The 2,110-nt window shown below is 73.2% G+C and carries 3 protein-coding genes; 1 reads left to right on the top strand and 2 read right to left on the bottom strand.

Annotated elements, in window-relative coordinates; all coding sequences use genetic code 11:
- Positions 1–351, top strand: a 351-nt coding sequence (locus FV222_RS24100; RefSeq protein WP_147815830.1) for a helix-turn-helix transcriptional regulator, incomplete at its 5' end; no start/stop codon positions are given.
- Positions 352–388: 37 nt separating this feature from the next.
- Here FV222_RS24100 and FV222_RS24105 read toward each other — a convergent pair.
- Positions 389–1,039, bottom strand: a complete 651-nt coding sequence (locus tag FV222_RS24105) for a peptidase C15 (RefSeq protein ID WP_246685633.1) — start codon at positions 1,037–1,039, stop codon at positions 389–391.
- A gap of 11 nt (positions 1,040–1,050) precedes the next feature.
- Positions 1,051–2,040 carry a methylmalonyl Co-A mutase-associated GTPase MeaB gene (gene meaB, locus FV222_RS24110; RefSeq protein ID WP_147754263.1) on the bottom strand — a complete coding sequence of 330 codons (990 nt, stop codon included), beginning with the start codon at positions 2,038–2,040 and terminating at the stop codon, positions 1,051–1,053.
- Positions 2,041–2,110: the final 70 nt, after the last annotated feature.

The raw sequence follows: 2,110 nt of genomic DNA on the forward strand, positions 1-2,110 counted from the left end.
GCCCTGGAGGGCGGCGCGGCGGCCCCCTTGAGTCTGCGCGACCGCGAGGGCCGCGCCCACGTGCTCAGCTTCATCGGCCGGACCGGCGAGGAGATCCTGCTCCGGCTCTCGCGCGACGACACCGCCGCCGGCCTCGAACGCCTGCGCGACCGGCTCCGCGTCACCGGCCGCGAGGCGGAGGTGCTGCTCTGGCTCTCGCGTGGCAAGTCGAGCCGCGACATCGGCGAGATCTTAGGCTTGAGCCCGCGTACGGTGACGAAGCACCTGGAGGGCATCTACGCCAAGCTCGGCGTCGAGAACCGCACCGCCGCCTCGGTGATCGCCGCGCGCCACCTGCAGGATCTGGGGTGAGCGACGCGGTGGATGCATATGCCTGTGTCGGGCGGCATCAGCGCGTCCGCGCGGCCGCCCGTCCTCGAACACAGAGGAACAGCGCCACCTCGGTCAACGCCTGCGCCTGCGCCGCGGGATCGAGACGGCCGCGCCGCGAGCGCACCGCGTCGCGGGGCCGCTTCACCGAGGACACCGGGGGGATGTGGACGAACAGCACCGGGCACGGCTCGGCCAGGGCGCGGAAGTAGCTAGCGTTGCACAGGTAACGCCCGGCGTCGCGCGAGCCGACCACCGCCAGCCCGTGACGGCGCAGGATCGCCAGGGCCTGGGGCGCGACGACGGCATGACGCGCCGCCGGCCCGGCCGGATCGAGGGTGAGGCTGGCGGACGGGCGCCCCGACGCATCCGGGTAGAACCGGCTCGCCCGGTTGCAGGCCCGCGCCTCCACGCGGATGCGCTTGGCCCGCGAGGCGACGCCGAGCATCAGCACCGCCGCGGGTGCCTGCGTCAGCTCCGGGACCAGCTGCGTGCCGACCGCGTCGTAGGTGGTGTCCAGCACCCGCACCCGCAGAGCGCGGCCGAGGGCGAGGGCGAGCCTGAGGCGGCTCGACCGTTCGAGACGGCGGGCGAGCGCCGCGCTCGGGTTGCGCGGCATGCCGGGAAACGGGCCGAACCCGGTGATCAGGAGAACCGGCGCTTCGCTCAAAGCTGTTGGGCTCAAAGCCCGATCAGCTCGGCGATGATTGCGGCGCCCGCAGCCGGAGAGGCTTCGCCCTTCGCCACGCGGCCTTCCGCCTCGGCGGTCGCCTTGCGCACCTCCGACGTGCCGACGAGGCGCTGGTGCAGGCGTTCGTGAACGAGGGCCCACATCCACTTCACATCCTGCTCCCGGCGCTTCTTCGCGATCTCGCCGGTGGCAGTGAGCTTCTGGCGATGGTCGACGACCCGGTCCCACATCGCGTCGAGGCGCAGGTTGTGGAAGCCCGAGATGGTGACCACGGGCGGCGTCCAGGTGGCGGAGGCCGGGGTGAGGATGTGGAGCGCGGCGCGGTACTCGCCGGCTGCGGCGTTCGCCCGCCGCTCGGCCTCGCCGTCGTCGGCCTTGTTGACCGCGATCATGTCGGCGAGTTCGAGGATGCCCTTCTTGATGCCCTGAAGCTCGTCGCCGGCGCCGGGCAGCATCAGCACGAGGAAGAAGTCGGTCAGGTCCGCCACCGCGGTCTCGGACTGGCCGACGCCCACCGTCTCCACCAGGATCACGTCGAAGCCGGCCGCCTCGCAGAGCAGCATGGTCTCGCGGGTCTTGGCGGCGACGCCGCCGAGCGTGCCCGACGAGGGCGAGGGCCGGATGAAGGCGTTGGGATCCAGCGCGAGACGCGCCATCCGGGTCTTGTCGCCGAGGATCGAGCCGCCGGTGCGCGTCGAGGACGGGTCGACCGCCAGCACCGCCACCTTGTGGCCGGCGGCCGTGAGGTTGGCACCCAGCGCGTCGATCGTCGTCGACTTGCCGACGCCGGGCACGCCGGTGATGCCGACGCGGATCGCTTGGCCGGTCTGCGGCAGCACCGCGTCGATCAGGTCCCGCGCCAGCGCCCGGTGGTCGGCCCGCTTCGATTCGGCGAGCGTGATCGCGCGGGCGAGCGCGGCCCGGTCGCCGGCGAGCAGCCGGGTTCGGAGCGCATCGATGTCGAGGGAGGCGGGCGTCATCCGCCCTTCATGCCGGGACCGAGGGCGTTCGTCGAGAGGCGCGGGCCCGTGTCGCCGCGCCCCTCCCGCG

The organism is Methylobacterium sp. WL103 (assembly GCF_008039885.1).
GTDB lineage: Bacteria > Pseudomonadota > Alphaproteobacteria > Rhizobiales > Beijerinckiaceae > Methylobacterium > Methylobacterium cerastii.

What these genes read in the sequence shown, in the direction of transcription:
- meaB (WP_147754263.1), bottom strand. Translation starts at nt 2,040, where the DNA reads ATGACGCCCGCCTCCCTCGACATCGATGCGCTCCGAACCCGGCTGCTC.